20 protein-coding genes are annotated in these 25,996 nt (G+C 50.8%); 13 read left to right on the top strand and 7 right to left on the bottom strand.

Features of this window, described 5'->3' with window-relative positions; translation table 11 throughout:
* Nucleotides 1–542: 542 nt before the first annotated feature.
* Together H6F91_RS18850 and H6F91_RS18845 are read left to right on the top strand one after the other, a co-directional pair.
* Nucleotides 543–3,110, top strand: coding sequence for a mannose-1-phosphate guanyltransferase (locus H6F91_RS18850; RefSeq protein WP_190773646.1), 2,568 nt, complete (start codon nt 543–545; stop codon nt 3,108–3,110).
* Nucleotides 3,111–3,335: 225 nt separating this feature from the next.
* Nucleotides 3,336–3,821 (top strand): single-stranded DNA-binding protein, encoded by a 486-nt coding sequence (locus tag H6F91_RS18845; protein ID WP_190773645.1) that lies wholly within the window; start codon nt 3,336–3,338, stop codon nt 3,819–3,821.
* Between the two features lie 92 nt (nt 3,822–3,913).
* Here the strand turns inward: H6F91_RS18845 and H6F91_RS18840 are convergent, their stop codons facing one another.
* The 4 genes from H6F91_RS18840 to H6F91_RS18825 form a co-directional block, all read right to left on the bottom strand.
* Nucleotides 3,914–5,953: an N-6 DNA methylase gene (locus H6F91_RS18840; RefSeq protein ID WP_190789431.1), complete on the bottom strand. Its 2,040-nt coding sequence runs from the start codon at nt 5,951–5,953 to the stop codon at nt 3,914–3,916.
* Nucleotides 5,954–6,237: 284 nt separating this feature from the next.
* Entirely contained in the window at nt 6,238–6,915 is a 678-nt protein-coding gene (locus H6F91_RS18835; RefSeq protein ID WP_190773643.1) for an SOS response-associated peptidase, read from the bottom strand.
* A gap of 30 nt (nt 6,916–6,945) precedes the next feature.
* A complete protein-coding gene (xth, locus tag H6F91_RS18830; RefSeq protein ID WP_190773642.1) occupies nt 6,946–7,737 on the bottom strand; it encodes an exodeoxyribonuclease III in 792 nt (263 codons plus the stop codon).
* A 154-nt stretch (nt 7,738–7,891) separates the two neighbouring features.
* Nucleotides 7,892–8,875: a cation diffusion facilitator family transporter gene (locus tag H6F91_RS18825; RefSeq protein ID WP_242035872.1), complete on the bottom strand. Its 984-nt coding sequence runs from the start codon at nt 8,873–8,875 to the stop codon at nt 7,892–7,894.
* Nucleotides 8,876–9,117: 242 nt separating this feature from the next.
* On the opposite strand from H6F91_RS18825, the gene H6F91_RS18820 reads away from it, so the two are divergent.
* The 7 genes from H6F91_RS18820 (at nt 9,118) to H6F91_RS18785 (ending at nt 17,391) form a co-directional block, all read left to right on the top strand.
* The gene (locus H6F91_RS18820) at nt 9,118–9,864 is read left to right on the top strand and encodes a DUF554 family protein (protein ID WP_190773640.1); all 747 of its coding nucleotides are present in this window, start codon (nt 9,118–9,120) and stop codon (nt 9,862–9,864) included.
* Between the two features lie 778 nt (nt 9,865–10,642).
* The gene (locus tag H6F91_RS18810) at nt 10,643–11,299 is read left to right on the top strand and encodes a response regulator transcription factor (RefSeq protein WP_190789429.1); all 657 of its coding nucleotides are present in this window, start codon (nt 10,643–10,645) and stop codon (nt 11,297–11,299) included.
* Between the two features lie 672 nt (nt 11,300–11,971).
* Nucleotides 11,972–12,337 (top strand): PadR family transcriptional regulator, encoded by a 366-nt coding sequence (locus H6F91_RS18805; protein ID WP_190773637.1) that lies wholly within the window; start codon nt 11,972–11,974, stop codon nt 12,335–12,337.
* Between the two features lie 702 nt (nt 12,338–13,039).
* Nucleotides 13,040–13,588, top strand: a complete 549-nt coding sequence (locus H6F91_RS18800; protein WP_190773636.1) for a cofactor assembly of complex C subunit B — start codon at nt 13,040–13,042, stop codon at nt 13,586–13,588.
* Nucleotides 13,589–13,766: 178 nt separating this feature from the next.
* Nucleotides 13,767–15,080 (top strand): adenylate/guanylate cyclase domain-containing protein, encoded by a 1,314-nt coding sequence (locus H6F91_RS18795; protein ID WP_347280061.1) that lies wholly within the window; start codon nt 13,767–13,769, stop codon nt 15,078–15,080.
* Between the two features lie 260 nt (nt 15,081–15,340).
* Nucleotides 15,341–16,810 carry a 9,9'-di-cis-zeta-carotene desaturase gene (zds, locus tag H6F91_RS18790; RefSeq protein WP_190773634.1) on the top strand — a complete coding sequence of 490 codons (1,470 nt, stop codon included), beginning with the start codon at nt 15,341–15,343 and terminating at the stop codon, nt 16,808–16,810.
* Nucleotides 16,811–16,935: 125 nt separating this feature from the next.
* Nucleotides 16,936–17,391, top strand: a complete 456-nt coding sequence (locus H6F91_RS18785; RefSeq protein ID WP_190773633.1) for an SRPBCC family protein — start codon at nt 16,936–16,938, stop codon at nt 17,389–17,391.
* Nucleotides 17,392–17,589: 198 nt separating this feature from the next.
* On the opposite strand, the gene H6F91_RS18780 is transcribed toward H6F91_RS18785, so the two are convergent.
* Both H6F91_RS18780 and H6F91_RS18775 read right to left on the bottom strand, forming a co-directional pair.
* Complete coding sequence (locus H6F91_RS18780; RefSeq protein ID WP_190773632.1) at nt 17,590–18,219, bottom strand: DedA family protein; 630 nt, start codon at nt 18,217–18,219, stop codon at nt 17,590–17,592.
* A gap of 455 nt (nt 18,220–18,674) precedes the next feature.
* Nucleotides 18,675–19,529 carry a universal stress protein gene (locus H6F91_RS18775; RefSeq protein WP_190773631.1) on the bottom strand — a complete coding sequence of 285 codons (855 nt, stop codon included), beginning with the start codon at nt 19,527–19,529 and terminating at the stop codon, nt 18,675–18,677.
* 284 nt (nt 19,530–19,813) lie between these two features.
* On the opposite strand from H6F91_RS18775, the gene H6F91_RS18770 reads away from it, so the two are divergent.
* The 3 genes from H6F91_RS18770 to H6F91_RS18760 all read left to right on the top strand — a co-directional run bounded on the left by H6F91_RS18770 (nt 19,814) and on the right by H6F91_RS18760 (nt 22,467).
* Complete coding sequence (locus H6F91_RS18770; RefSeq protein ID WP_190773630.1) at nt 19,814–20,284, top strand: thioesterase family protein; 471 nt, start codon at nt 19,814–19,816, stop codon at nt 20,282–20,284.
* A gap of 99 nt (nt 20,285–20,383) precedes the next feature.
* Nucleotides 20,384–21,616 carry an MFS transporter gene (locus H6F91_RS18765; protein ID WP_190773629.1) on the top strand — a complete coding sequence of 411 codons (1,233 nt, stop codon included), beginning with the start codon at nt 20,384–20,386 and terminating at the stop codon, nt 21,614–21,616.
* A gap of 662 nt (nt 21,617–22,278) precedes the next feature.
* Nucleotides 22,279–22,467, top strand: coding sequence for a hypothetical protein (locus tag H6F91_RS18760; protein WP_190789428.1), 189 nt, complete (start codon nt 22,279–22,281; stop codon nt 22,465–22,467).
* 298 nt (nt 22,468–22,765) lie between these two features.
* On the opposite strand, the gene crtD is transcribed toward H6F91_RS18760, so the two are convergent.
* A complete protein-coding gene (crtD, locus tag H6F91_RS18755; protein WP_190773675.1) occupies nt 22,766–24,274 on the bottom strand; it encodes a C-3',4' desaturase CrtD in 1,509 nt (502 codons plus the stop codon).
* Between the two features lie 258 nt (nt 24,275–24,532).
* Here crtD and H6F91_RS18750 point away from each other — a divergent pair, with 258 nt between their 5' ends.
* Nucleotides 24,533–25,840: a pitrilysin family protein gene (locus H6F91_RS18750; protein ID WP_190773628.1), complete on the top strand. Its 1,308-nt coding sequence runs from the start codon at nt 24,533–24,535 to the stop codon at nt 25,838–25,840.
* The last annotated feature ends 156 nt before the right edge of the window (nt 25,841–25,996 follow it).

The raw sequence follows: 25,996 nt of genomic DNA, 5'->3' as shown, positions 1-25,996 counted from the left end.
GGAATCCAACCCGAAAATAGCCCGCCTTCGGCGGGCTATTTTCGGGCTTCAAAGCTGAGAATTGCTGTTGCTTATGGCAAAGACTTGAGGGTGGGAACATTGCATGCTAAGGTTCCTACTCTCAGTCTTTGCCATAATTGCTATATGGGCTATATGGGAAGGGACTGCGGGAGATCTCACACTCCCCTCCCATACCTCATTGGATGGGAAAGGAATGTAAGGGCGTAGACGTTATTTCTGGCACGTTCAACTTGGCACAAATAACACCCTGCATCATTCTGTATCTGTAGATTTTGATTTCAAAGCTACAAAATTGATGCATGGAACCATTTGCCATGCAAAAAAAAATTACAACCCTGTCGAGATCGGGGATTTCTGTCACAGTTGAAGTAGATTCACGGGTCGACCTGTGGCGTAGCCATTCCCCTTCTCGAATGGCTAGATTGGAACAAGAACCAGGGATTTTCCGATTGAGAACATCCCTCTTTTTAAGGTGTATGCAGCGTGATAGTTGAACCAAACACAGGCAAAGGGGAGGGCGTATGCGAGCAGTGCTAATGGCCGGAGGGTCGGGGACGCGGCTAAGACCCTTGACCTGTGACCTGCCCAAGCCGATGGTGCCGATTCTCAATCGCCCCATTGCTCAACACATTATCGATCTGCTGAAACGTCACCATATCACCGAAATCATTGCAACGCTGCACTATCTACCTGACGTGATGCGTGACTACTTTCACGATGGGGCAGAATTTGGCGTGCAGCTGACCTATGCCGTGGAGGAGGAACAACCTCTGGGTACGGCAGGTTGTGTTCGCAACGTTGCGGAGTTATTGGATGAGACGTTTCTAGTCATTAGTGGCGACAGCATTACCGATATTAATCTGACTGACGCCATCCGCTTCCATCGGGAAAAGGGCGGGAAAGCTACCCTGGTGCTGGCCTCTGTGCCGAACCCGCTAGATTTCGGCGTTGTGATTATGGATGAGCAACAGCGCATCCGTCGCTTCCTTGAAAAACCTTCTAGCAGCGAAATCTTCTCTGACACGGTGAATACAGGCACCTACATTCTGGAAGCGGATGTCCTGTCTCTACTACTGCCCAATCGGGAAGCCGACTTTTCCAAGGATCTCTTTCCACTGATGCTGGAGAAGAACATGCCCATCTATGGCTATGTAGCCAATGGGTATTGGTGCGATGTGGGTCACCTGGATGCCTACCGTGATGCCCAGTATGCGGCCCTGCAACGCAAGGTGAAGCTAGATGTGGCCTACGAGGAGCGATCGCCCGGCCTCTGGATTGGACAAAACACCTATATTGACCCTAGCGTACGGATCTCGGCTCCGGCCCTGATCGGCAGTAATTGCCGGATTGGCCCCCGAGTCGAAATCGAAGCAGGCACCGTCATTGGTGACAACGTCACGATTGGCAGCGATGCCGACCTGAAGCGGCCCATCATCTGGAATGGGGGCACCATTGGCGATGAAGCCCACTTGAGAGCCTGTGTGGCAGCACGAGGCACACGCATCGATCGGCGCGCCCATGTATTGGAAGGGGCGATCGTTGGCTCTCTCTCCGTGGTGGGAGAGGAATCTGTCATCAACCCGGATGTGCGAATTTGGCCGAGCAAACGCATTGATCCGGGGGCCATCGTCAACATGAACCTGATTTGGGGCCATGCGGCCCACCGTAACCTATTTGGGCAACGGGGTGTTTCGGGTTTGGCCAATGTGGACATCACCCCCGAATTTGCTGTGCGCCTGGGAGCGGCCTTTGGCTCAACTCTCAAGCCCGGCTCTTATGTCAGTGTGTCACGCGACCAGCGTAATATTTCGCGTATGGTGTCGCGATCGCTCATTTCGGGCCTGATGTCTGTGGGCGTCCATATCTACAATCTGGAAGCCACTGCTATCCCAGTCGCTCGAACTGTGGCTCCTTCCCGAGGTGTGGCTGGCGGTATCCACGTCCGGGTACACCCTGAGCGCTCTGACCACATCTTGATCGAGTTTTTCGACTCTAAAGGGATAAACCTAACCAAATCCCGCGAGAAGAAGATTGAAGGCGCTTTCTTCAAAGAAGACTTCCGGCGGGCTCAGGTGCAGGAAATTGGCAACATTACCTACGTGACCCAGGCCAACGAAATCTACTGCACCAGCTTTGAACGTCTGCTGCATGTTGATGCGATTCGTCATAGCAGCCCGAAACTTGTCATCGACTACGCCTATGCGGTGTCGGGAGCTGTGTTGCCCCAGATGCTGGCCAAGTTCGGCTGCGATGCTGTAGTGTTAAACGCTAGTCTCACTCCAACGGCCCCAACAATGGCTGACCGTGAGGCCCTGTTGAGCCAGTTGGGCCATGTCGTCGAAGCCCTCAAAGCAACCTTTGGCGTGCAGGTATCTGCCAATGGTGAACAACTGGTGCTGGTCGATGAATCGGGCAGCCCCATCCGTGGCGAAGTACTAACAGCCTTAATGGTTCACATGATCTTGGCCCAGCATACGGGTGGAACCGTGGTAGTACCCGTCAACGCTGCCAGTGCTGTCGAGCATATTGCTCGTCGCCACGGAGGCCACGTGGTTCGCACCAAGGCCAACCCCACCGCCTTAATGGAGGCCTGTCATACCATTCCTGGCGTCGTGCTAGGCGGCAGTGGCGAAATGGGCTTCATTTTACCCCAACTGCACCCTGGCTTTGATGCCATGTTCTGCATCGCAAAGCTGGTGGAAATGCTCTCGTTACAAGAGCAGCCACCCTATCGTCACGATCGCCGCACCCTCGCTCAAATTCGGACAGAGTTGCCTCGGGTTTGCCATCGAGCACTGACGGTGCGATGCCCCTGGACCGTCAAGGGCGGCCTGATGCGGCATCTGGTAGAAACCCACAATACAGAATCCCTGGAATTGATTGACGGGGTGAAAATTTTCAGCCCTGCCCGGGATAGCTGGATTCTGATTCTGCCCGATGCGGGCGAACCTCTGGTGCATCTTTACGCCGACAGCCACGATCGCGGCTGGGTCGATGAGACCTTGCGGGAGTACCGCAGCTTTGTTCAGGAGTTTGTCGAGCAGGAGTTAGGGCTGGAGGATATAGCTCTAGCAGCGGATTTTGCTTGAGATATCCCCCTACGTAGGGCATTCGCGGTAGAGTCCTGTACATTGGAGTACTGGGTTGTCCCAGCCTCCAGAGGTGGGCTTTACCGTTCCTGCGGAAAGTGCCCAATGGTTTGCCGACAAATTTTGATTTAGAGTAAACCCAACCCCCTGTTAGTATAGAACTGGATGGTTCATGCGTACTATTATTTTTGAACGCGCCATCCCCAGCAGCCAGGAGACAGTCAGATGAACAGTTTTATTGTGATGGCCGAGATCGTTCAGGATCCGCAGCTACGATATACCTCCGACACCCAAACACCCATCGCTGAGATGATGGTACAGTTCCCAGGAATTCGTGAGGAAGACCGACCGGCTGTAGTAAAGGTAGTGGGCTGGGGCAATCTCGCTCAGGAAATTCAAGATCAATATCGGGTAGGCGATCGCGTCATTATTGAAGGCCGCCTTGGCATGAACTCCGTTGATCGCCCTGAAGGCTTCAAGGAAAAGCGGGCCGAGTTGACAGCAGCCCGTATCCACAAAGTAACTGCTGAAGGTGGCCTCACCAGCAGTACTGTTGCACAGCCTGCTGCTGCTGCCCCTCGCACCGCTGAGGCTCCCGCCCCTCGGGCTACTACTGCCCCTCGTACCGCAGCTCCCGCTGCCAAGAGCAAACCCGCCCCACAACCTGTAGCAGCGGCTAACGACATCGACTACGACGACATCCCGTTTTAAGGCAAATTCAGTCAGTCGCAGGTTCCCATAGGGTTAAGGAGACCGAGTGTTGAACACTCAGCCTCCTCAACTCTATGGGAACCTGCGAACGTTTAGCCATGGGTGGCTACTGCTTGAATATCGTCAGTGTTAAGACCGTAAATCTGATAAACAAGCGCATCAATTTCGGCCTCAACGGCCTGCAACTCAGCAGGGCTACCAGGCAAATGCTGAGCCAGGGCGATTCGTTGCCGTACCAGGTTTGTCAGGCGATCGCCCAACTTCCCCTCAGGTAATCGGATGGGAATCTGTCGCACTTGAGCTGCGCCCACCCGCAAGTACCCGCCATGGAGACGATGCCCGCCAAAGGTTTGCTGAAACCAGACATGGATTAGCTGACTATTGAGCAAGCCCAACAACCAGTAAGGGTTGAGGCGCGGCAGAATAACCGTTGTAGACTTACCTGCCAAAATGCCCCCCGTCTCATCCAGAAAGGCTTCCAGGTGGCGAGTCATGCTGGCGACCAGAATCTTCGGTTGTTGAGCCTGGTATAACCGTCGAGATGGCAGTTGCTCCCAGAATGCCGCAGGAATAACCGGACGATTATAAGTAGTACCCAAATAACGTAGAGGCTTTTTGCCCCAGAGCATATGGTAGCGGTCGAGAGTGCCACTGTTCACGAACGAAAAGCCGGGTTCTCCCTCCTGAGCTTCCTGGACAAGGGATTGAATGGCATAGGCTTCAGCAACGGTGGCAGCATCCGTCACAGTGGCCCATTGGCTAAGAGGACTGAGGTCTTGCAAGGAGGCGATCGCCTTCTGCTGCCCCGTACTCTGAAACACCTGCCAGGGGCGATCGCCCCGCTGAAATGTCGAGTACGCTAGCCAGGTCTGTCGTTCTATACGCTCTAAACTAGCCATGTGTTCATAGCATAGAGGCGTTGTGGTGGTCTTAGGAGGTATATGTTGAACCCGGTAAGTAATGGGATATACCGCTGCCGAAAACAGCGGGATGCGGGAGTAGTCGCGTATGTGAACTAGGCGATTTTCAGTAGCTAAGAGCGATCGCACCGCTGCCCCATAGGGCACCGACAGGAGTTTGTTTGGCACGATAAAGCTGTGCCACCCCCCAACACGACATAATGACAGCGCCCGTTCAATAAAGACACAGAACAAATCCCAATTACCCTTGGCAGTACGATAATGTTCTGTGCAATACCGGCGTAGTAGGGTCTGATGACGAGTCATTCCCTCCGCATCCAGGTAAGGTGGGTTACCGATTACTCCATCAAATCCACCCCGGTCCAAGATGACCGAAAAGCGCCTTTGCCAATACTGCCCCTTTAAGCGATAGGCCCTGGAGGAACCGTCAAGTTCCACCAGGCTATTACCACAGTGAATGGATTGTCGTAAATCCGGGGCTGCCAGGCCAGAACCCCAGCCTCCCTGCCGCAACTTCAGTAGCAGGGAAAGCCGTGTGACGGCTACCGCTAGAGGGTCCCAATCAATGCCAAAAATATGTTGCTCTAGAAACCGGCAACGCTCTACATCATCGAGTGGCCCTTCGCGTTGCAGCAGTTGCTCATAGGCTGCCAGCAAAAAGGCACCTCCTCCACAAGCCGGATCGAGAATCGTAGCCCCTTTATCAGGCAAAGGTTCTAAGATCTGGTGCACCATCGAGCAGGTCAACTTCCAGGGGGTAAAGTAAGCTCCCTGAATCTTACGGGCTTGGGCTCCCTCGTTCCCAATCGCCATCAGCAGTTCGTAAGCTGTGCCCAATTCTTCAATCAAAATAGGGGCAGTCTTCAGTTTTCGATGCAGTTCCTCCATAGCAGCAACCGAGAGAGGAAGGGATACTGGCAAGTGTTTTAGCGGAAAACCCAGATGATAGCGTTGGTTCAGGCTGTGCAATAGCGATCGCACCTTCCCGCAGAGCCTGTCACCCCGGTCTGATTCTGCTTCCCAGATCTCCAGTACCGATGAATCCAGTAGCCCCCCATCCACACAGAGGGGCAGGCTCATCATCACCAGGGCCAATAGACATAGCCCTCGCTCAAGCCGAACAGGAGGAATTTCAGGCGCGGCCTCTTGGAGCTGAGGGGCGATCGCCCGATACCAATGCTGAATTGCTTTTAGCGATTGCGGTAATGCCAATTCCCTAATGTCTTCTCACCCAGAGTGTAGGATTATGTGTCATTTGTAATTCGGTTTTCATGAATTGGCACAACGCATTTTGCCCCAGTAGACTTTGCAGCTGTTAAATGCAGTGCGCCCAAAAGCTGCAAAAGGAATCAGGGCATATGTATTTTTGTTAGGTGCGTGAAACACATCTAACAAAAACACATATGCCCTGTTCATACTCAGGTTTGATGCCTTCAAAATATTAGGGGTGAACGTATGAGCGGTCCCTACACGTTCACCCCTAAATTTACGAGGTTTTACTTGGAATTCAATACCAGCAATTCAGGACTATCATTTCGGGGGCTATTGACCTCAGGACCAACCGGAAATTCTGCCATCGCATCATCTGCGTAGGGGCGTAGCAAGGATAACAAAATATCCTCTTTCTGGTTGGGTTGAAGCCATGCCTCGTAAGCATCAGAAGGCAAAATAACAGGCATCCGCTCATGAATGGGACGTAGAGCCTCGTTGGCTTCGGTGGTGAGGATAGTACAGGAGCGAATCACATCGCCATCAGGGGACTCCCAATGTTCCCAGAGCCCCGCAAAGGCAAAGGGCGATCGCTCTCCCTCCCCATCGGGTAGGTAGAAGAAGTGAGCTTGCTTGCTCCCGTTAGTGCGCTGCCATTCGTAAAAGCCGTCGGCCACTACCAAACATCGCCGCTTACGAAACGCCGTGCGGAAGGAAGGTTTTTCGGTGACGGTCTCAGAACGAGCATTGATCATCCGACTTCCCATCTTTGGGTCTTTTGACCAGGAAGGAATCAGTCCCCAATACAACTGGGCGAACTGCCGCTCTTGTGATGAACCTAGAACAACAGGCACATCTTGAGTCGGGGCAATATTGTAACGGGCTGGCAAGGTTGGTACCGTCTCCAACCCAAACTGACGGGCAATCTTTTCTGCGGGTTGGCTCTGGGTGAATCGACCACACATAGTTCGGTATCCGAGAAGGGGCGTCCGGCCTCAGCCCTCGGCTAATTCCACAATAACGGGGGCATGATCGCTCGGTTTCTCCAGTTTACGAGGTGTCTTATCGATAGTGCAGGCGATCGCTCGTTCATACACCGTTGGAGAGAGATAGTGCAAATCAATGCGCCAGCCCAAGTTCCGCCGGAAGGCCGCAGCCCGATAATCCCACCAGCTAAACTGTCCATCCTCCTGATTAAATTTACGGAAGGCATCATCAAAACCCAGATCTAAGACAGCCTGAAGTGCTTGCCGTTCAGCATCCGTTGCCATCACTTCCTTTTCGCGCCCCTTCGGGTCGTGAATATCTCGATCTTCTGGAGCAATGTTGAAGTCACCGCAAACCAGCACTTGAGGTGTTTGCGCTAAAAGACCGGCCAGATATTGTTGCAAAACGCCCAACCAACGGAGCTTGTAAGCATATTTATCACTGCTGACAGAAGAGCCATTGGGAACGTACAGATTAACAATCCGCACTCCCCGACAGGTACCCGCGATGACCCGTTTTTGTTCTTCCAGGTCAGCGTCGACGGAGGGCAAGATGGCTCCAAAGCCTGTGGCCACATCTTCTAAAGGTTCCCGGCTGAGGAGTGCCACTCCGTTGTACGATTTCTGGCCGTAGATATAGCTGTGATATCCCAAATCAGTAAACGGAGCCAGTGGAAAGTCTGCATCCACGACTTTTGTTTCTTGCAGACATAGCACATCAACCGGGTTGTCCGTCAGCCACTGCGTGACGTGAGCGAGTCGAGTGCGGACAGAGTTGACATTCCAGGTGGCAATTTTCATAGCAGCCGTTCTTCAAGGGTTCGTGCAGGGAAAAAGGCGGTTCCACGGGAGACCTTCAACCCGTTCTCTAGAATAGGCGATCGCGATTCCCCTAAACTCACAGTTCCCTACGCACAAATGGCTGAGTAGCATCGAATTATAGAATATAGCCCATCTATAGACGATCCTCAGATGGGGGAGCAACCACCAATGCAGCCAAGGAGGGTGGTTGCGACAAATTGATTGGGGCCGTCAGAACCGGAGCCATCAATTGCAGGCAAATATCGGTAAAGCCAAACTGTTCCTGCAATGCAGATTGCAATTGCAATAGAAGGCGATCGCGATCGGCTCCGTGCAGTAGGTTCACGACCAAATAAGCGTTGAGGTTATCATGGCCAGGGGCGATCGCCCACACCCGCAGCTTCTCCACCCGTAACACCCCCTCCTGACTGAGCAAAAAAGTCTCCAGTTCATCCAGGTCACGATAGGCCGGAGTTTGCTCAAGTAAAATGCTCAGACTGTCTCGAATTAAGGGGATAGCACCAAAACCAATGAGCACCGCGACCCCCAAACTAATTACCCCATCCGCCCAATTCCACTGAAACGCCCAAACCGCCAGTGCTGCCAGCATGACTCCCACAGCACTCAGGGCATCGGCCACCATGTGGAGAAAGGCTCCCCGCAAATTCAAATCGTGATGACTATGGTCATGGAGCAAGGTTGCATTCAGGGCACTCACTGCAAACCCTGCTATGGCCGTAATCAACATGGGAATACCCAGAATGTCGACTGCGGGACTTTGTAGCCGCTCAATCGCCTCCCAGGCGACCCAGAGGGCGATCGCGACCAACCCCAAGCCCTGCACCAATGCCGCCAGAATTTCCAAACGGCCATACCCAAAGGGAGCTCGTTCTGAGGCAGGCTTACGGGCCAGCACCGTTGCCAGTAAAGCCACTCCTAGAGCCATTCCATCAGAAAGTAAGTGCCCTGCTTCGGCTAACAGCGCCAGGCTATGGCTACTCACGCTGACTGCAAACTCAACTACTGAAAACCCACACAGCAAAAGTAACGCGGTCCAGAGTAATCGCTGTTTGGTCGCTGAGTCCGCTTTGACACGGCAGTGCCGAGGGTCACAGCTGCGGTGAGTTGTTAGCAACATGGTCATGGGAAAGCCAATGAATCGAAACCTGTATCTATTCTCTAGTCTCTGAGCCTTCGGACGCAAAAAGAGAGATCGAGTTCCACCGCGCTTTCCAGCACCGTCCGCTGCAACAGGACTGACTTATGACTGGCGATCGCCCCCTCTTCTCGCCAACATGGCCTCGTAGCCTGATCGGAGGAATCGTGCTTCTCTACAACCTGATATGATGCCCTTCGCACTATTCACAACTCATTAATTGCGTGACTTTTGATCTGTGGGCAAAGACTAGCGGCACCTGGATTAACATTTTTACGATTTGCTTGGGGACTTTGGTGGGAGTTGTATTGCGCGATCGCCTTCCACTTCCCATGCAACGCATTATCACTCAGGGCTTAGGGCTAACCACCCTGTTCATTGGTGTTCAAATGGCTCAAAGCCTGACTCGCTCCAGTGCTGGGGTTGTCGATGGCGTCATTCTTGGTCTGATGACTCTGGTGTTAGGAGGGCTTCTAGGAGAATGGCTGCAGCTTGAGGATAAACTGACCGTTCTAGGTAATTGGTTGAAATATCGCTTTAAGGGTCAGGGAAAGTTTACAGAAGGTTTTGTAGCAGCCAGTCTCCTATTTTGTGTTGGCCCCTTAGCGTTATTGGGTAGCCTCAACAACGGTCTGCTGCAAGATAACACTTTGCTGGTGCTAAAGGCGGCCATGGATGGTCTGGCCTCCATTGCCCTTACGAGCAGTTATGGAATCGGCGTAGGCTTTTCCAGTCTTTCAATTTTGGTGTATCAGGGAGGCCTGTCCCTGGCCGCTGGAGGGCTAGCGCAGTCGCTGCCCGACCCAGCTAGCTCTCCACCCGTTTTGTTGATGACAGGAGTTGGAGGGCTGATGATTCTCTCTATCGGTCTAAACCTATTAGAGATTAGTAAAATTCGGGTGGCATCTTTTTTACCTGCTCCCCTTATTGCCCCATTGGTCTATCAATTAGCCTTGCTTCTGAGCCCTTAGGTACGTTGTTAGAAAGTAATGGAAAGCCTATTCAAATGGCAGCAACATGCCGCAGCTTGATGTGGGCGAAGATACGAAATTTGCGTAACATCTCACTCGTTCAATCAGTTGTAAGGAGGTTTCTGCATAAGAATTTACCCAGAATGTTGGTGCTTTGCCCGCTTCGCGGGCAAAGCACCAACATTCTGGGGGTAATTTCATTACTGGAAATCTCCTAAGTTGAGATAGGGTTGAGCAGGCTGAGCACTTAGCCTGCTCAACCCTATCTCAACTTACAACCCAAGATACTCACGCGTGCTTTAAAGCAAGCATTAGACATCAAACCTAAGATATTGTATTGCTCGCGAGGCTAACGGCAAAACATCTTGGGTCTTGTGTTTAATCATGCTCACCGATCCATCACAAACGCAGTTTGTATGAGTTGACGTCAGACGTGTAATACGCATCTTCGGCTATGTTCTTATTCATCAGGACTTACGCATTTGTGTTGTGGGTGGGGTGCAAAGCACCCCACCCACAACACAAATGCGTAAGTCCTGTTCATATGTATGACATGCAAACACAGGTGAACACTTTGGGTCGTACTGCCTAACGTTGGCTTCATAAAAATAGTTGTGAGGAAAAATCATTGGGATAGACTGACAAGTCCTTCAGCACAAGCGTTCTACCCAGAAGCCCCCTCCCCCTATTCCTTCTACCCTAGACGCCCCCTATCCTGTTCTGCGTTCTGACTCTACAATCAAAACTGGTTTCTGTCTGCTCTTTAGGGGAGTACATAATGAGCGATTCGGCCCAGGTTCTCCGAGTTTTAATTGTTGAAGATGACCCAATGATGCAATTGGGCCTGGAGCAATCCCTCACAAGCCAGCCCCATTTAGAGGTCGTTGGTCGTGCTGATGATGGCTACCTGGCCGTAGAAGAAGCCAAAAAACTGAAGCCTGACATTGTGGTAATGGACATCGGCTTACCCCGTTTGGATGGCATCGCCGCCACTGAGCGGATTAAAGCTGAACTGCCCAACACCCGAGTAGTTATGCTGACGTCTCATACAACAGAGAATGAAGTAATTGCAGCTCTCTCCAGTGGAGCTGACGCTTATTGCGTCAAAGGCACAACGGTAGAACGTCTGCTAACAGCCATTGATGCCGCTCGAGATGGTGCCAGTTATCTCGACCCGGCCGTTGCCCGTTTGGTGGTTGAGCACCTGAAAACTCCGAGCCAGGAAGTGGATTCAGCGGCGATCGCCCAACTTTCTCAACGGGAAGTGGAAGTGCTCAAGCTGATGGTTGAAGGGCGTAGCAACCCTGAAATCGCTGCCGAACTTTATCTCAGCCCTAACACTGTAAAAACCCATGTGCGTGGCATCATGAATAAATTAGCCGTAGACGATCGCGTTCAGGCAGCTGTTGTTGCATTACGCGCCGGGTTGGTTTAAAGCCCTTCTACTGAATGTTTTAAGAAATAGCGATGAGCACGTCACGTTTTAGGACTCTCATTCGTAGTATTTCATGAGCAAATGCTCACCCTTATCTTTGCTATTAGGCCTGCATCAGTTATGTCAAGGACAGAGCAGTTCGTTCACTTAAGCGACACTGAAGAAATTGTCACACTATAAATCCTTTTGTCAAAGATTTACTTTAATATGAGGGTTCGCGTGTTACCAGCCGTTTCCCAGTTCGAAAATCTGACAGAAGCCAGAAAATATGCCTTGGGTTTGACAGACGAAAATTTGTCCAGGGATTAGAATCGAAATGAATGCTAGTCGGCGTCATCCCGGAAAACGACTTAAACGTGTTTTCCTAGTCGAGTGTTCTAATTCACCTGATGAGGGGATGTAATCGCCTCGTAGAGCCAGTAATCAATACGGCCACCCTGTGAAAACCACTGGTTTGTGAATTTCACACGGTACGCAGTTGTAGGCTTTAAGTTACTACAATGACATCTGTTTGAGCCTAAGGCTTCAGGAAGCCCCCACCCTGTAAGCGCTACCTAAGGTCTTTCTCCTTAGTATCTCCCTTCGTCGTTGATCTTCAACGGCAAAATCCCATTTTCAAAATGCCCCCTTGGGACTGTCAATTCTGAGTGAGCCATCCTGGACACATTGGTTATGACTACATTGGATCAAATCTATCGATTCTTCCAAAACCCACCGCCGTTCTACCTCAATAAAGAACTTGCTGTGTGTTATGTTCTCGCTGTATTGCTGGAGCATGACTCTTATGGGACAGAACTGATTCAGTTACTGGAGACAGAGTATCCTAGTTACCGTCTTTCGGATACTGTTCTCTACAGCGCATTAAAGTTCCTTGAAGACGCTGACGCCATCACGGGTTACTGGAAAAAGGTTGAAGGTCGAGGACGACCTCGGCGGATGTACCAAATCACATCCAGTTGGAGACAAAAAGCTCAAGAGTTGGCGTCACTATGGAGTGATTACGCCAAAAAAAAAGATAACCAACTCGTCAGCTCATAAACCGTCGGAGTAACTCAACTTTTCTTGAGAATCAAGGCAAAAGATAAAACAGCTCTTCGTGGATATCTTTATGACCACGGGCTCATTGTCTATTAAAGTCATGCCGTTCTTAAACCAACAGGATGGCGAAAGTCTACCGAAAGATAGATAAAAATCGCCGCTCTTAATGCTGACTTCAAAAAACTGAACGGCACACTTGTAGCAATGTGTGACTTATTCCGGGGGTAGAGAGGCGAACATAGTCTCTACCCCCTTACTATTGCCAATTTGAATTCAAAAAGCATGCATTTTACGCATGCATTTAATCAAGGTTGTTCTCAAAGACGAATGTACTGATTCATATCGAAGCATTCGAACCAGACAATCCCAGGAATGCTTAACTTCCATTTCAGAAATAGAAGTTAAACAACAGCAATATATGCAAAATTACCATACTCCATAAACAAAAGTATACAACTTGAGACAGAAATCTCCCTTAAGAGAGATGCAAGCGCCTAGAATGTAGAATGACTTCTGGATTTAAAGGAGAAATATCTTAGCTTTATCATCGAGCTGCCTTTTACTTTATTGGCATAAAATAAAAGGCTGAGGACATGAGGAAGTTGGCAAAATCTCGTAAAGTAGGGATGTGCGGTAAAGAGAACTAGCCTCAAGTTAGGCCAGATTATTACCAAATACCTTTAGTGCCTCGGCTTCCTACCAATGGATATTCCTGTCCTTGCCTCAACAGTACTGCTAACCCTGCTGCTTGCCGTAGGGCTATTCTTTTTCATTCGGGCTTCAGTCAAAGACCGAACAGAAGTGGTCAAGCTCATAGCCGAAGGGGAGCAAACTTCTTTTCTAGAAACCTTACAGCAGTATTTCACGGAGCGGGCCTATCAGATTGCCACAGTAGATGCAGCTACGAATCAAGTGATTTACGAAGGAACCGTACGCCCCAGTTGGTTTCTAGCGATTTTCCTGAGTGCCTTAGCAGGAGTGGGGTTGCTTTGTCTGACGCTTGTTCTGGCCATTCTATTTCCGTCAGCACGGTTAGTGTTGCCAGGGCTCACGTTATTAGCGCCAGTAGCAGGAGTATTTTACTGGAAACAGGCCGGGCGGCGGGAACGGGTAGCCCTTCAGGTAGAAGCAGTTCAGACAGATGCCTCCTCTCTGGTGAATGTTTTGACCGTTAAAGCGCACCGAGATGAGTTGATACAACTTCAGCGATCGCTCAACCTATCACCTTATCCAGAACCACCCCAGGCCTAATGAAGCTCAAGGAGGGCGGGGGTTGAAACCCTACCCCTTTAAACGTCGAGAACCACCCCAAGGCTAATGAAAATGACGGAAGCAGGGATAGTTATTTTTTTCTATTGATTCTGGATCAGCTATCGCTATTGTAAAGACAGGTTCATCCCTGTTCTTCTAAAACTGCGGAAGGGTACTCGTGAAGGTAAAACCGTTGATTCAACGAATTCGGGTGCTCTGGGAACAGGCCATGAAAATGCTGTTTCCTGTGGAACAGAAGGACTACGTAATTTGGCGACAGCAGTTTCTTCGACGGCGGCTGGGGTTAACGTTAAAAATTGCCATCACAGCCTACCTTACCTTTATTATGCTGCGGTTAGTCCCCAGCAACTTTCGTCCAGACGAGGGGCTGGCCTGGTTGATCATGGCAACGGCATCTCTTGGGTGCCTATCAGGGTTGCTGGCTTTCCATAACAGTCGCTTGGGGTGGAGTTATCCGGCTGTCACCTTTCTGGGAGCTTCCTGGTCAATCACCCTGACTGAGCAGCTGTGGGCCACCTTGCAAGGAGTAGCCTTTCCAGGGATTTTTTCGTGGACGTTAGTATTTCTTACGCAGGCGACGTTGATGCCAGTGCGCTGGCCGCTGCATCTACTCGCTCAGCTAGGGGTGCTGACTTACTATGTGGTAGTCAATGGAGTACTGAATTTCAAGCAGATAAGCGGTTCTGACTGGAATATTTCACTCTGGTTATATCTGTTTTGGTTCTGTAGTATCTGCAATATTTCGGTTTTTCTCTATGAACGACTACAACGTGCTGAGTTTCGTGCTCTCAAAGAGCTGGAAGCTGAGCGGGAAAAGTCTGAGCGGTTGCTGCTCAACATCCTGCCTGAAGCCGTCGCGCAACAACTGAAGCAGGACCAACGCACCATCGCAGAGCAATTTTCCGAAGTCTCCGTACTGTTTGCAGACATTGTAGGGTTCACAGAAATGTCAGCGGGTCGTCCGCCTGTCGAGATTGTCAATCTACTCAATCAGATTTTTTCGGAGTTTGACTTTCTGGCAGAGACCCATGGCTTAGAAAAAATCAAAACCATTGGAGACTCCTACATGGTCGTAGGAGGGTTACCCATTGAGCGGGCAGATCACTTAGAGGCGATCGCCGATATGGCTCTGGATATGCAGCAGGCGATCGTTCGTTTCAGCGAGATCACGGACCGTCCTTTTCAGATGCGGATTGGGATCAACTCGGGGCCTGTGGTTGCTGGAGTTATTGGGGTCAAAAAGTTTATCTATGACCTGTGGGGTGATACTGTGAACACCGCCAGCCGCATGGAAGCCTACAGTGTGCCCGGCGGTATCCAGGTCACAGAGTCTGTCTATCAGCGGCTTAAGAAGCGCTATGACCTGGAAGAACGGGGAGAAATCAGCGTTAAGGGAAAGGGCAGCATGCGAGTCTATCTGCTGAAAGGGAAGACCCAAAATCGCAACTCCGCGATCTTTCGGCGTAATTGAGCGATCGCAGAACGGGAAATTGATGGCCTATCCCTGAAAAGTTTTTTCGTGGGCCTCGCGTACGAAGAAAAGGCCCTTCCAGCAAGCTTTAAAGCGCGCTCTATAGTTAGTTAGGACGTTAGAAGCTATGGTAGGCAATGCATTCAATAGCCTCTAACGTCCTAACTAACCCGGTCATAGCAATAGTCAATGGCATGGGAATAAAAGGGGCGATCGCTCCATTACAATACGTAAAGAATCTGAAAGGGACAATTGATTCGATGCGTGTTGCAATCGTAGGCGCGGGGTTGGCGGGGTTGGCCGCAGCGGTAGAACTATCCGATGCAGGCCATGAGGTCGAGATTTTTGAGGCTCGCACCTTCATTGGCGGTAAGGTGGGCAGTTGGGTTGATGGAGACGGCAACCATATTGAAATGGGGCTGCATGTCTTTTTCAACAACTACTACAACCTGTTTGCTCTGATGCAGCGGGTCGGTGCTTTTGAAAACCTGCTGCCCAAGGAGCATGTCCACACCTTTATTAATCGTGGCGGTGATATTGGCACCCTCGATTTTCGCTTCCTGATTGGGGCTCCTTTCCACGGCCTGAAAGCCTTCTTCACCACAGGCCAGTTAACTCTTCAAGACAAGATTCAGAATGCGATCGCCCTCGGGACCAGTCCCATCGTTCCAGGCCTGCTCAACTATGACCTGGCCATGAAACTGATCCGGGCGCTGGACGATATTAGCTTTGCTGACTGGTTCCGGCAGCATGGAGGATCTCAGCACAGCCTCAAGCGCATGTGGGATCCCATTGCCCTTGCTCTCGGATTTATTGATACCGAGAACATTTCTGCCCGGTGTATGCTCACCATTTTTATGATGTTTGCTGCCAAAACAGAAGCATCCCGGCTGAATATGCTGGCAGGTTCCCCGGATGAGTATTTGCACAAGCCCATCCTGAACTACATTCAAGAACGGGGCGCGAAAGTTCATACCCGCCGCCAAACCCGACGCATCCTGTTTGAGGAGCAGAACGGTGAGACGCGGGTGACAGGGTTGGCGATCGCCAACGGTGACTCTGAAGAAATTGTCACCGCTGACGCTTACCTGGCAGCCTGTGACGTACCGGGCATTCATCGGCTCCTCCCTTCGGAGTGGCGACAGTGGCCTCAATTTGACAACATTTATAAGTTAGAAGCCGTTCCTGTGGTAACTGTTCAGCTACGCTTTGATGGCTGGGTGACTGAAATGGAGGACGATGAGCAGCGCAAGCAAGTGAACCATGCGGCAGGGATTGATAACCTGCTCTATAGTGCTGATGCAGATTTCTCCTGTTTCTCCGATTTGGCGCTCTCTAGCCCGAAGAACTATTACCGCGAGGGACAGGGTTCACTGATGCAGGTCGTGCTAACCCCCGGCGATCCCTTCATCAAAATGAGTAATGAGGACATTGCTCAGCATGCGCTCAAGCAGATTCATGATCTATTCCCCTCATCCCGTGAGCTCACCATGACCTGGTTCAATGTGGTGAAGCTGGCCCAATCCCTTTACCGGGAACAACCCGGGATGGAGCCTTACCGCCCATCTCAAAAAACACCGATCCCCAACTTTTTCCTGGCGGGAAGTTACACAGCTCAGGACTACATCGATAGTATGGAGGGGGCCACAATCTCCGGTAAGCAGGCAGCAGCGGCTATTTTGGAGCCGACTGGTTACCAGGTTCAGGGAGAAGGGCTGTTCCGATATTAGGATTTAAGTTGCCATTTCAGCGCTCCATGCAGGAAGTGGCAACCTCCCTTTACTTTAGAGGTTAATTTTTCAGGTGTTTTTTCCAGACATTACCTTCATTCATCCACCTCTACCCGCTGTTTCCCATGACTGACTGGCTCGAACACACCGTACAGATCGAAGTGGAAACTCCTGTGCAGCAAGTCTGGGAGTTGTGGTCAGATCTGGAGCAGATGCCCCGTTGGATGAAGTGGATTGACTCGGTCAAAGTGTTAGAAGAGGACCCCAGCCTTTCCCGGTGGAAGCTGGCCTCGGGCGGATTTGAGTTTAGTTGGCTCTCTCGCATTACTAAACTGACAAAGTATCAAATCATTCAATGGGAATCCGTAGATGGCTTGCCTAATCGAGGAGCCATTCGCTTCTATGACCGGGGAAGCGATCGCAGCATCGTTAAGCTCACCATTTCGTATGGTATTCCCGGCATCCTGGGCAAGCTGATGGATAACCTGTTTTTAGGACGGGTAGTCGAATCCACCATCCATGCAGACCTGGAGCGCTTCCGCACTTACGCACAGAGCGCTTATGAAAATGCGCAACCTTAGGTTATCCCGCATATCTCAATACATCACAAAAGCTGGGTTTTGAAGTTCTCTTACAAAAAAGCAGCAATTCTCATTTTGGAATCCAACCCGAAAATAGCCTGCCTTCGGCGGGCTATTTTCGGGTTTCAAAGCTGAGAATTGCTGACAAAAAAGAAGGTGGATGCAAAGCATCCACCTTCTTTTTATATAAACAGTTGATTAGTCTTCGCTAGGTTGCTGCTGGGTACGGCTTTCTAGCCAAATGGGAAGCGCGATCGCCGCCACCAGCACAACGGCTGCTACAAGCCCAAATTGGGTCATTAATGCGAGCAACCTCTGCAGAGGCACCATTTGCCCAACGAAGTAAGACACGGAGATAGTAACAAACCCCCAGATCATGGCTCCCGCTAAATTGCAGAAGAAGAACTCAACATAGGGCATACCCGTGATGCCTGCTAGAGGACCCGCGAAAATCCGCAGCAAAGCAATGAACCGCCCAAGAAAAACTGCTTTTGCAGCATTTTCGCTAAATTTTGTCTTGGCTTCTAATAACTTTTCGTCACTGATACGAAATAGGTGACCGATGCGCATTACCAGGGGCCAGCCACCTGCTACCCCCAGCCAATAGCCAAAGTTATCTCCCAAAACGGCTCCGGCGATCGCACAGAGCAGTACACCCCGGTAGGTTAAATCCCCATTGCCTGCTAAAAAACCGCCTACGACGGTAATAGTTTCACCAGGGATTGGAAGCCCTGTATTTTCTAGCAGAATTCCGACAAAAACTGTCCAGTAACCGTATTCGTGGACCAACTCCTGGACGGTCTCCAGGGAAATAAGCTCAAATGCCATGGGGTGCCGTGACCACAAAAGTTAAGGAACGTAACCCGATCATCCCTCTATTCTAAGAATTGTGTCAACGGATTGCTATGAGCGTCCCATAAAGATGATCCCCAAGGATCTGACACGTAGAAAGAAGTTTCCTATTACTATCCTACAGCGATCGCCAGATCTATTGATGAGCCACTGGATAGAAGGTTGAGCCCGGATGGCAATGATGGTGCTAGAGAAAGCCTGTACCTAACCTCAGTTCGGGATAAGCTGCAGTGCTTATTTTGGCGTGCGCAAAGCGCACGCCAAAATAAGCGTTTTCGAGTGCCGCGCGTTGCGCGGCACTCGAAAACGCCCTTAACCCAAACTCAGGTTACCTAATGGAGAACATGTGGGGGGAGAGACGAATTCGATCCATCTCTCCCCCCACATATTGGAGTAATTTTTCGTGGGGCAAACCCACGAAAAATTTTGGGTTAGGAGGGGTCACGAACTAGCAGCACCGGGCAGTTGGCATAGACCCGCACATAGTCTGAGAGGGATTGGCCCAAGAGCCGATCCAGGTCAGGTAGACCTTTAGCAATAGAAGGGCGGCGATCAGGAGAACCCAGCACCAGCAGGTCTACATTCAATTCTTCGGCAATCTGACAAATACGCTCACCAGGCTTGCCTTCGGGAGCAACCGCTTTATAGCTCACGCCCAAACGTTTGGCTTCGGCGATCGCCGGAAGCAATACCGGGTCCTGTTCGGGGTTGGGGAGGATATCGCCTGTCTTCTTCATTTCTGGGTTCGTGTGAACCAGCACCAACTGTCCGCCTTTGGTGTCTTTAATTAGATTGAGTGCGACTTTGAAGGTGTCCTTAGAGGAGTCAGATTTATCCAGGGCGACCATGATCCGGTTGATCTTTTTAACATAAATGTCGTCCTTCACCAGCAGCATGGGGCGAGAGGCCAACTGGAATACATACTGGCTCACAGAGTTTTCCAGAATGGACTGAATCCGCTTGAGACCTCGAGATCCCATAATGATCAGATCAGCTCCAATTTCATCAGCAACCCGCACCACAATATCTTTAGGGTCACCCTGGCGAAGAACGGGATCCACACGCTGAGGATCTAAACCCAAATTCTGAACAGCGCTGGAGAGGATCTTGCCTCCTTCCTCAAGCCGATTGGTCATTCCCTCGGTGGTTACCTGAGGAGGAACCACATGCAAAACGGTTACGGATGCCGCCTGCACACTGGGGATTTCCATTAGCATCTTGAGCACTTCTTCCGTCTGGCCCGTCCCTGAATCGGCCAACAAGATCTTTTCAATCCGCTCTAGCATAATTCCTCTCGCAAATAAGTATCTTGGAAAAGCCTTAAGCCGTAAGGTCTAAAACGTTTTGCTAATCGCAAAGGAACCGCGTGGGAGTAAAGGAGATGATTCTGGCACTCTGAGCCACCGTTAAACGGCAGAGCCCGCACCAAAACATTACTCAACACGCATGAAAGCCTTCATAGGCACGATTTCCAGCTTACGCGAAGACCCTGAGGTGACGCACAAATGATGTAAAAATTGATGTGGAAAATCCACCCCTTGCAACGTTTAGTAATATTTCAGGTCATTTTATGGAGCCGACACTCAACTCCACTGCGGCCATCCAACGGGCGTTTCAGGTCACAGACGACGGTTGGTTCGAATATCCCATCCACGTCTACCCCCACCACACAGACTACGGAGGCATTGCCTGGCACGGAGCCTATGTTGCCTGGATGGAAGAGGCTCGGGTTGCCTATCTACAAACCCTGGGTATTCAATATGCCGATCTAGTGGCTCTAGGTTGCGAGTTACCCGTTGTCGATTTGTCTATTCGCTATCATCGCTCTCTACGCATGGGTGACTCCGCTGTTTTGAAAGCGCGAACCAGTGGTGTAGAAGGGGTACGTCTGGTGTGGGATTATCAAGTTCTTTCCCTGGATGCTCAGGATCTCTATGTCAGTGCCCAGGTAACACTCGTAGCTGTTGATCGTGAGAAGGGCAAGATTATGCGTCAGTTGCCCCCAAGCGTCAAAAATGCGCTAATGCGGTTAGCAACCTGATCCGCTTGACCTTGAGTTCGGGTAAGGTCATTTTCGAGGGCTACAGGTTGTATGTCCAAACAATGGCCTGCCCCCGACAGGGGTTATTGAGGATATTGAATGCCAACGCTCAGCCGTCCTACCCCCAGAACCCGCTGGCAAATTCCGGGTGTTCTTGCCATCACGATTTTTGTCAACTATTTAGATCGTAATAATTTAGCGCTAGCTATTCCGCGTATAGCTCAGGATTTTGGATGGAGCGATCGCGAAATTGGCTCCAAGGGCGAACTCTTATTAGCCGCTTTTTTTCTCTCCTACGCCGTCTCAAATATGCTGCTCAGCCCGTTAGCAGAGCGATTCGGGCCTAAACGAAGTGTGATGGGGGCGATCGCAGCCTTCTCTCTCGTCACACTTTTGAGTGGGCCGTTGGGATACTCCTTCGGCGCATTGGTACTCCTGCGATTGCTTTTAGGGTTAGGAGAAGGCGTACATATCCCCATGTCGAGTGCGATTACCAGCCGCTGGTTCATGCCGGAAGAGCGATCACGCGCCAATGCTATTTGGGGAAGCGGCATTCTGGTGTCTACGGCGATCGCCCCGCTACTTGTGGTTCCCCTCATTCAATTTTGGGGATGGCGATCCACCTTTACGGTTCTGGGTTTTGGAGGAATGCTCCTCTCCATTCCCCTGGTTTACTTCCTCATTCCCAATGATGTAGCTGAAGAGACGGATTCCTCAGAGACCATCACCACCCTTGAGCCGAAAGTCACAGCTTCCCCTAGATATCGTCGCGATTTTCGTTTTTGGCTAACCGTTGCCGGGGGCAGCCTGAATGCTTTTTGCGCATTCGGGCTCCTGAACTGGTTGCCAACGTATTTCAACCGGGCTAGAGGAATTGATTTTGAACAGTTGGGATGGCCTTTAGCTCTGGTATTTGCGGCAGGAATCATGGGTATGGCATTGATGGCTTATCTCGGTGACCTGTTACAACGGCGCACTCAGGTGGCTGGAGTTGGGTTCTTGATGGCAGGAGCCATGGTTTATTTAGCATCCACCACAACCCAGATAGGGCTGGTCGTGCTGTGTTTTGCGATCGCCGTCTTCTGCCAAAGTGCCTACGGGGCCCAAGAATATGCCATCGTACAACACCTTCTTCCTGTGGAGCGGGTGGGAGCAGGAACAGGCTTTTATAACGGGTTATCCGTACTGTTGGGTGGAGTAGGCGGATCGCTCATCCCAGGCTCGATTGTGGCTGTAACGGGCAGCTTCGATGCGGGTATCTTGAGCATTGTGGTGGGCGCGTGGCTAGCAGCTGCCATCATGCTTGTATTATCCCGAATGCTTCGATACTAAATTTTGGTGTTGCTAAATAACCTCAGTTCGGGATAAGCCCAAAAGCTCATTGTTGCGTGCGCGAAGCGCACGCAACAATGAGCTTTTTCGAGTGCCGCGCGTTGCGCGGCACTCGAAAAAGCCCTTAACCCAAACTGAGGTTAAATAGGGAATGAAATGAGTGTAGGCAATGCCTCTTGCTTACACTCATTTCATTTTTCCTTAAACAATTATTCTGAATAGAACTTACGCATTTTTGTTGTGTGTAATGGGCTTCGTACAGCACGCACAACAAAAATGCTCATGCGGGTTGGCCCACAGCAGTACCGTCTTCGGGGCCTGATATTTCCTTATTTTCTTCAGTGATATTGCTGTTGCATAAGACTTTCGGCAAAAAACATCACCTCTTCAGCACGTAAATTCCGTATTTTTTATTTTGGAAGTTGTTTCTTCTTATATGAATTTCGGCTTCAGAGTTCACCCGTGTTATGGATCCCTCGTCCGCTTACTGACCGGATATCTGAACAATAGAGACAATCGTATGACTGATGATCGCTATAAGCTATTTCCGTAAAATAACGTTTTCTAAACATTCTTTTAGAAAAATTGTGGGAAATTTCGGGTTTGCAATTTCGTCTGAGACAATTATGATCATTTCACGCTCTTTCAAAATACCTACTTAGATGGATGATTTAAGCTGGCTAATTGCCCTGCATCCAGCAGGACGGGAAGCTGTCGGATTTACAGACTATGACTTCATGCCGGCTCCCCGGCTAGCATACGATGACGCTTATATGAAGGGGTGGAATGACGCCCATAGTATGGCTACTAAGATACAGAAAAACAAAAGCTGCTCCATGAGCCGTTCTTAAGTCCTAAGGCCTTTAGAAAACACGATTTTTGTATCCAATCAAAAAATTCAACTCGCTCTAAACAATTTCAAACAGCTTCTTTGTTTTTCCTCGCTATGCGATTGCCAGTTTAAAAGAAGGGTGAAGGCTATACCTTCACCCTTTCTCGTTTTTCAGCCAAAGTTAGGGCAGTGCATTGTACTGCCCTAACTTTGGCTGTAGATCGTAGAACTTAAGCAAGCCCGTTATATTTCGCGTGCTTCACTGTATATGGCATTCGAAGCACACCACCAACAAGAATGCGTCAGTCCTGGATAAGCTATCTCGTCTGCTGCTCAATCTGCCGAACAACGGTAAGAGCTGAATAACTTACCCCAGCGGTTCCTTCCCCAGGGTGAGTCGAGTCACCCACCAACCATACTCCTGGAACCGGTGTTCGATTGGCAAAACCAAAAGGACCAAAGGTAGAAACCCGTTGTCCAATCCCTCCAACAATGCCGCGATCGCGCGCCGTAAAGCGAGCAAACGTACGTGGGGTAGCGGCCTCTTGATAGCAGATTGTTTCGGGCGTGAGGCGAAAATACCGGGAAAGACGGGCGATCGCCACCTCCGTATATTCCTGCTTTAAGCCCTCGTAGTCTGACGTTTTCCCCCAGGCATCTGGGTCCGTAAAGGAGGAAGCAATGACCGTAGCACAGCCCTGGGGTGCGCGCCCGTCTCCCGGATGGCTAACGGATACAAAGAGGGAGTTATTTTCGCCGATGGGGCCGTCGTAGTCATAGAGAAATTGCAGATGAGGCGGGCAGTCTTCTGGGATTGCATCCTGTGTGACCCCCAGGTATACGACAAACGCCCCGGAAGACGGGGGTAGCTTTTCTACCCGCTGCCCGTAGCCCTGAGGGGCTGCATCTCCGAGCAACCGCACCAAATCCTGTGCCGTAACATTGGCGACTACGTGATCAGCGGATTCAACCCAGGTGTTTCCTGTTTTTTGATTCCTGACAGTAACCCCTGTAGGGCGGCCGTTCTCAACGTGGATTTGTTCAACGGTATGGCGGAGATGGAGTTGCCCTCCGTCCCGTTCCAAAGAGGTCACGAGGCGATCGCTCAATACCTGCATGCTGCCCTGTAAATGAAACAGGCCGTGAGGCTCCTGCGAAACGGCTAAAGCCGTCGCCGCGTAGAGGAGCGCTGTTTCCTCAGCATCGACCTGCGAATACAGCTTGAGTTGTAGATCGAGGAACGTGCGAAGACGGCGATCGCTCCCTAAGCCATACCAGCGTAGGACTTGCCCAACCGTGGAAAACGTATGGGGCACCGTTACCAATGTTCCTGGCCGTAGCGCTTGCACCAGTTGCCCTAGATCCCACAGGTTGCGAGGTGGTAGCACCGGATCGCGCGATTGAAAAGCCCAGCTCGCCTGAAACAGATCGGCCATGAGTTGCCAGAAGGGTTCGCTGCCTGGAAACTGCCGTTGCCGCTCGGCCTGCCATTTTACAGGGTCGCGCCAAACCCGAATAGGTTCTGACTCATCTGGGAGATAGACGGCACAGGCGGGGTCACAGGGTACCGCTGGCGGCAGGTCTATACCCAGCTCCGAAAAGATGCGATGGTGAATACCTCCAGGCTCTAACCCTGCTACCTGAGTTGCCCCTACATCAAAGGTAAAGCCCCGCCGCCGGAAGGTTGAAGCACATCCCCCCGGCACCAGCGCCTGATCAAACAACTGCACACGATAGCCCCGGTGAGCCAGCAAAGCTGCCGCCGTTAAACCACCGATACCCGCACCAACTACGACAACCCTGCAAGGGTCAGCCCCATGGACCATGGGTTTACTCACACTACTTAATAAAGCTTAATACTTCTATCTTAAGCGGAGTCATTACGAAATCACAATGATATGTATGAATAGAATGATGGTTGGGCACTCTGAGCCTAGAATGCTAGAAAAAACTGCTCCCCAGGGTTCTGTAAAAGAACGTCAGGTTTCCCTGATATTGCGGCTGGATCATGAAGATACGGAGATAGATCCGGCCAGCTTCCTGGATTGACCATTAAGATAGTTTAAAAGCGCGTGTCTGTTTTCATGGCCCAAACTCTTCTAGAACCGACCCTCCCCCGTCGCCTTAACGCTCCTCACGTCCATCGCCTCCCCAACGGACTGACCATCATTGCAGAGCAGCTGCCCATTGATGCGGTAAACCTGAGCCTCTGGTTAGGGGTTGGGTCTGCTGCCGAGGCCAACTCCATCAATGGTATGGCTCATTTCTTAGAACACATGATTTTCAAAGGCACCGAGCACCTTCAAAGCGGTGAATTTGAACGGTATGTGGAACAAAGGGGAGCTGTAACCAATGCAGCAACCAGTCAAGATTACACCCAGTACTACATCACCACAGCCCCGCAAGATTTTGCGGCACTAGCTCCTCATCAGATTGAAGTGGTATTGAATGCAGCCATTCCTGATGAAGCTTTTGAACGGGAACGGCTCGTGGTTATGGAGGAGATCCGGCGATCGCAGGATAGCCCCCAACGCCGCACATTCTACCGCTCTATGGAACTGGCCTTTGATGAGCTGCCCTATCGGCGAGCTGTCTTAGGACCAATCGAAAATATTCAAAACTTCACTCCCCATCAGATGCGGCAGTTTCATCGCACCTGGTACAACCCCCAATCTATTACAGCTGTAGTAGTGGGGAATCTACCTGTGGAGCAATTGATTCAGGTCGTCACTGAGGGATTTGATCAGGCGATCGCCCGTCGCTGCTTTGAATTTGAAGTGGATTCCCTGCCCCTTCAACCCCTGTCTTATCAACCAGAAGCTCAGTTCTCTGGGATTGAGCGTCGCAGCTACGTCGACCCTACCCTTCAGCAGGCTCGCTTGGTGATGCTGTGGCGGGTGCCTGGTCTGTTGCAGTTAGAGCAAACCCATTCTTTAGATGTGCTGGCTTCGGTATTGGGCCGTGGACGGACATCTCGCCTGGTGCGGGATTTAAGGGAAAATCGGCAGCTGGTCAACAGCATTTCGGTCAGCAATGTGACCTATCGCCACCAGGGGTTGTTCTACCTGTCGGCAACACTGCCTGCGGAGAATTTGGAGATTGTGGAGGAGGCGATCACTCAACATATCGAGCAACTTCACTCCTCTCCAGCAACGGAAGCTGAACTTCAGCGGATTCGGACGCTGGTGGCAAATCGCTTTGTCTTTGCCAATGAGACACCGAGCGATCGCGCTGGTTTGTATGGCTACTATCAGTCAGTTGTGGGGGATTTGAAAGCTGCAATTACCTACCCTGACCTGATTCAGTCCATCGAACTAGAAGATCTTCAGGTAGCAGCCCAGCAATACCTGACGCCCGGTGCCTACGGCATTGTCACCCTGCGTCCTGAATAGGACGATTGCCCAAAAAATAGGCGTAGTGCAATGCATTACGTCTATTTCTGTCTTTCATGTTTCAAATAGGTGGATGGGTGTGGTGAAAGAGGCACTTCGTGCCTCTTTCACCACACCCATCCACCTATTTGATGACTTCAACAGTTTTGATTTGGG

This window comes from Leptolyngbya sp. FACHB-8 (genome assembly GCF_014695575.1).
In the GTDB taxonomy this organism is placed as follows: domain Bacteria; phylum Cyanobacteriota; class Cyanobacteriia; order Elainellales; family Elainellaceae; genus Vacuolonema.
The sequence above is the reverse complement of the archived record's forward strand: the minus strand, read 5'-3'. Positions and strand labels throughout refer to the sequence as shown.

What these genes read in the sequence shown, in the direction of transcription:
- H6F91_RS18850 (WP_190773646.1), top strand. Translation starts at nt 543, where the DNA reads ATGCGAGCAGTGCTAATGGCCGGAGGGTCGGGGACGCGGCTAAGACCC.
- H6F91_RS18845 (WP_190773645.1), top strand. Translation starts at nt 3,336, where the DNA reads ATGAACAGTTTTATTGTGATGGCCGAGATCGTTCAGGATCCGCAGCTA.
- H6F91_RS18835 (WP_190773643.1), bottom strand. Translation starts at nt 6,915, where the DNA reads ATGTGTGGTCGATTCACCCAGAGCCAACCCGCAGAAAAGATTGCCCGT.
- xth (WP_190773642.1), bottom strand. Translation starts at nt 7,737, where the DNA reads ATGAAAATTGCCACCTGGAATGTCAACTCTGTCCGCACTCGACTCGCT.
- H6F91_RS18825 (WP_242035872.1), bottom strand. Translation starts at nt 8,875, where the DNA reads ATGTTGCTAACAACTCACCGCAGCTGTGACCCTCGGCACTGCCGTGTC.
- H6F91_RS18810 (WP_190789429.1), top strand. Translation starts at nt 10,643, where the DNA reads ATGAGCGATTCGGCCCAGGTTCTCCGAGTTTTAATTGTTGAAGATGAC.
- H6F91_RS18805 (WP_190773637.1), top strand. Translation starts at nt 11,972, where the DNA reads ATGACTACATTGGATCAAATCTATCGATTCTTCCAAAACCCACCGCCG.
- H6F91_RS18800 (WP_190773636.1), top strand. Translation starts at nt 13,040, where the DNA reads ATGGATATTCCTGTCCTTGCCTCAACAGTACTGCTAACCCTGCTGCTT.
- zds (WP_190773634.1), top strand. Translation starts at nt 15,341, where the DNA reads ATGCGTGTTGCAATCGTAGGCGCGGGGTTGGCGGGGTTGGCCGCAGCG.
- H6F91_RS18785 (WP_190773633.1), top strand. Translation starts at nt 16,936, where the DNA reads ATGACTGACTGGCTCGAACACACCGTACAGATCGAAGTGGAAACTCCT.
- H6F91_RS18780 (WP_190773632.1), bottom strand. Translation starts at nt 18,219, where the DNA reads ATGGCATTTGAGCTTATTTCCCTGGAGACCGTCCAGGAGTTGGTCCAC.
- H6F91_RS18775 (WP_190773631.1), bottom strand. Translation starts at nt 19,529, where the DNA reads ATGCTAGAGCGGATTGAAAAGATCTTGTTGGCCGATTCAGGGACGGGC.
- H6F91_RS18770 (WP_190773630.1), top strand. Translation starts at nt 19,814, where the DNA reads ATGGAGCCGACACTCAACTCCACTGCGGCCATCCAACGGGCGTTTCAG.
- H6F91_RS18765 (WP_190773629.1), top strand. Translation starts at nt 20,384, where the DNA reads ATGCCAACGCTCAGCCGTCCTACCCCCAGAACCCGCTGGCAAATTCCG.
- H6F91_RS18760 (WP_190789428.1), top strand. Translation starts at nt 22,279, where the DNA reads ATGGATGATTTAAGCTGGCTAATTGCCCTGCATCCAGCAGGACGGGAA.
- crtD (WP_190773675.1), bottom strand. Translation starts at nt 24,274, where the DNA reads ATGGTCCATGGGGCTGACCCTTGCAGGGTTGTCGTAGTTGGTGCGGGT.
- H6F91_RS18750 (WP_190773628.1), top strand. Translation starts at nt 24,533, where the DNA reads ATGGCCCAAACTCTTCTAGAACCGACCCTCCCCCGTCGCCTTAACGCT.